3 protein-coding genes are annotated in these 3,844 nt (G+C 63.0%); 2 read left to right on the top strand and 1 reads right to left on the bottom strand.

The genetic code is table 11. The features are described from left to right. The coding region (locus ACXRVY_RS19655) for an MFS transporter (RefSeq protein WP_458238034.1) at window positions 1-1,443 on the top strand (1,443 nt) is incomplete at its 5' end. A gap of 54 nt (window positions 1,444-1,497) precedes the next feature. On the opposite strand, the gene ACXRVY_RS19650 is transcribed toward ACXRVY_RS19655, so the two are convergent. Next, window positions 1,498-1,866 (bottom strand): DUF427 domain-containing protein, encoded by a 369-nt coding sequence (locus ACXRVY_RS19650; RefSeq protein WP_223463755.1) that lies wholly within the window; start codon window positions 1,864-1,866, stop codon window positions 1,498-1,500. A gap of 256 nt (window positions 1,867-2,122) precedes the next feature. On the opposite strand from ACXRVY_RS19650, the gene ACXRVY_RS19645 reads away from it, so the two are divergent. Then, window positions 2,123-3,844: DNA topoisomerase III (locus tag ACXRVY_RS19645; RefSeq protein WP_458238035.1), on the top strand; the 1,722-nt coding region annotated here is incomplete at its 3' end.

Here is a 3,844-nt window from a genome sequence, read left to right as displayed (position 1 = left end):
GCATTCATCTTCGCGCTGATGGCCTTCGCCGCCGGCTTCATCGTCCGGCCGTTCGGTGCGCTRGTATTCGGTCGGTTGGGGGACATGATCGGGCGCAAGTACACCTTCCTCGCCACCATCATTCTCATGGGCCTGGCAACGTTCTGCGTCGGATTGCTGCCGACCTACGCCAGTATCGGCATCGCTGCACCGATCATCCTGGTGGTGTTGCGCATGCTCCAGGGCCTGGCCCTGGGGGGTGAATACGGCGGCGCCGCGACCTACGTCGCCGAGCACGCGCCCATCGGCAAGCGTGGCTTCCACACCAGCTGGATTCAATCCACCGCGACCCTGGGCCTGCTGCTCTCGCTACTGGTGGTGCTGGGCTGCCGCTACTTCACCGGTGACCAGTTCGAAGTCTGGGGCTGGCGCATTCCGTTCCTGTTTTCCATCGTGCTGCTGGGCATCTCGACCTGGATTCGCCTGAGCCTGCACGAATCGCCGGCCTTCGTGAAAATGAAAGAGGAAGGCAAGCTGTGCAAACAGCCGATTCGCGACTCSTTCGGTAAATGGGAAAACCTCAAAGTGGTGTTGATCGCGCTGTTCAGCATCAATGCCGGGCAAGCGGTGACCTTCTACGCCGCGCAATTCTATGTGCTGTTCTTCCTCACCCAGTTCCTGAAAATGGACCCGGCCGTGGCCAATGGTTTACTGATTGTCAGCGTGATCATTGGCGCCCCCTTCTTCATTTTCTTTGGCTGGCTGTCGGACAAGGTCGGGCGTAAACCGGTGCTGATGATCGGCCTGCTGCTGGCCACCGCGCTGTACTTCCCGATCTTCAAGACCCTGGCCCACTACGCCAACCCGGCCATCGACCAGGCCAGCCGCCAGGCRCCGATCASCGTSAYSGCCGACCCGGCCACCTGCACCTTCCAGTTCGACCCGGTGGGCAAGGCGMRMTTCGAYAGCCCSTGCGACAAGGTCAAGACCTTCCTGATCAAGCAGGGCCTGCCGTACCAGAGCGCAGCGGCCCCGGCCGGTAGCGGCGTACAGGTCAGCATCGGTGACGTGAAGATCGACGGTTTCGACGAAGCCGCCCTGCGCGGTGCCGTGACCCTCGCCGGTTATCCGCAACAGGCGGACATGCAGCAGATCAACAAACCGATGATCGTGGCGCTGATCGTCGCGCTGATCATCATCTCCGCGATGTGCTACGGCCCGCTGGCGGCGTTGATGGTCGAACTGTTCCCGACCCGCATCCGCTACACCTCGATGTCCCTGCCCTACCACATCGGCAACGGCTGGTTCGGCGGTTTCCTGCCGACGGTGTCGTTTGCGCTGGTGGTGTACACCGGGGACATCTTCTACGGGCTGTGGTACCCGGTGGTGATCACCGGGGTGAGCCTGGTGGTGGGGATGATTTGCCTGCGTGAGACACGCAACGTCGATCTCGACAAGAACTGAGGTTATGCATGTCGACGAGGGAGCTGGCTCCCTCGTCGCGGCGATCAGCCCCGATCAGACCTCGGCATCCAGCAACTCGAACTTCACTTGATCCGGGTAGAACGCCAGGTATCCGCGGATTTGCTCCACCGACACCTTGGGATCCTCGTAACTCCACACCGCGTTGGCGCCTTCATGCCCCGGCACCTGCAGGCTGAAATAGCTGGCATCGCCCTTGTACGGGCAATAGCTGGTGTGGTCGGTGCGGGCGAAATACTTCTCGTCGATGTCCTCTCGCGGCACGTAGTACACCGGCGGATAGTTGGCCTCCAGCAACACCAGGGCCCGCGCCGAGGCGGCCACCTGAATACCGTGAAATCTCACCAGCAGACAGCCGGGCTGCTCGGCGATGGTGATGACAGGACTAGGACCGGAGCTTTTCATGGAAAACGTTCCTCATGACGGTGATGGACCTGCAAATCGATTGTGGGAGCGTGGCTTGCCCGCGATGGGTTGCGCAGCAGCCCCAAAACCTGAGACCACGGTTTATCAGGTATAACCCAAGTTTTACCCTCGCGACTGCTTCGCAGCCGAACGGGAGCGACACACCAGGCTGTACATCCATACAGATAAAGATTGCTCCATCGCCCATCAGGCGCCATTCTGTGCACTTCTGACACATAGATCGACGATGGTGGTTATGCGGCTGTACCTCTGTGAAAAACCTTCCCAGGCCAAAGACATCGCGGCAGTCCTCGGCGCCCGGCGCCGGGGCGATGGCTGCTGGCTGGGAACGGACGTCACGGTGACCTGGTGCATTGGCCACCTGCTGGAAACCGCACCGCCGGATGCCTACGACGCCCGCTACAAGCGCTGGGTGCTGGCCGACCTGCCGATCATTCCCGAAAAATGGAAAATGACCGTCAAGCCGCGCACCGCCAGCCAGTACAAGGCGGTCAAGCGCCTGCTCGGCGAAGCGTCCGAACTGATCATTGCCACGGACGCCGACCGCGAGGGCGAGATGATCGCCCGGGAACTGGTGGAGCATTGCCGCTATCGCGGGCCGATCCGCCGCCTCTGGTTGTCGGCGCTGGACGATGCGTCCATCCGCAAGGCCCTCGCGGCCCTCAAACCGGGGAACGAAACCTTCAGCCTCTATCACTCGGCCCTGGGGCGTTCCCGGGCCGACTGGCTGATCGGCATGAACATGAGCCGACTGTTCACCCTGCTGGGGCGCCAATCCGGTTACCAAGGCGTGTTGCCGGTCGGCCGGGTGCAAACGCCGACGTTGCGCCTGGTGGTGGATCGCGATCGCAGCATCGCCGACTTTGTGCCCGTCCCCTATTGGGCCATCGATGTGCAACTGCTGCACAACGGCACCTCATTCACCGCGCAATGGCGCGCGGCATCCGACCTTTGCGACGATCAGGACCGCTGCCTGAATCAGGCGCTGGCACAACAGGCGGCGGCCGCCATGAGCGGTGCGGCCAGTGCGCGGGTGATCAAGCTGCGCACCGAACGGATGCGCGAAGTGGCCCCGCTGCCGTTCGACCTGGGCACCCTGCAGGAGGTCTGTTCAAAGAAGCTCGGCCTCGGCGCCCAGGAAACCCTCGACATCGCCCAGGCGCTGTACGAAACCCACAAGGTCATCACCTATCCGCGCAGTGATTGCGGCTACTTGCCCCTCAGCCAGCACAGCGAAGCACCGGCCATTCTGGCGGCGTTGCGCCAGGCGGATCCGGCGTTGAACGCCTTGCACGATCACCTTGATCCGCAACGGCGCTCACGGGCCTGGAACGATGCCAAGGTCAGCGCTCACCACGGCATCATCCCCACCGCTGCGGCAAAGAACCTCGACAAGCTGGCGGGCAAACAGCGTGCGGTCTACACGCTGATCCGCGCCCGGTATCTGGCGCAATTCCTGCCCAACCACGAATACGACCGCACCCAGGCCGACTTCGACTGCGCCGGCGAGGCTCTGCGCGCTGTCGGCAAGCAGATCATCGAGCCAGGCTGGAAACGCGCCCTGCCCGAAGCACTGGCTCCGGCCAAGGGGCGCGAAGCCCCGGCGCCGCAGACCCTGCCCAACCTGGCCGAAGGCATCGATTGCGCAGTGGCCGGCGTGCAACTCAAGGACCTCTGGACCCAGCCGCCGAAGCCGTTCACTGAAGGCGATCTGATCAAGGCGATGAAGAATGTCGCCAAACTGGTGGAGGACCCGCTGCTCAAGCAAAAGCTCAAGGACACCACCGGCATCGGCACCGAAGCGACTCGCGCGTCGATCATCCAGGGCCTGCTCGACCGTGGCTACCTGGTCAAGAACGGCAAGGCCCTGGCCGCGACGCCAGCCGCGTTCAGCCTGATCGATGCCGTGCCACGGGCCATCGCCGATCCGGGCACCACGGCGATCTGGGAACAGGCC

The organism is Pseudomonas sp. P5_A2_2 (genome assembly GCF_054177685.1).
Note: the sequence above shows the minus strand (reverse complement) of the source record. Positions and strands in the feature narration are given on the sequence as shown.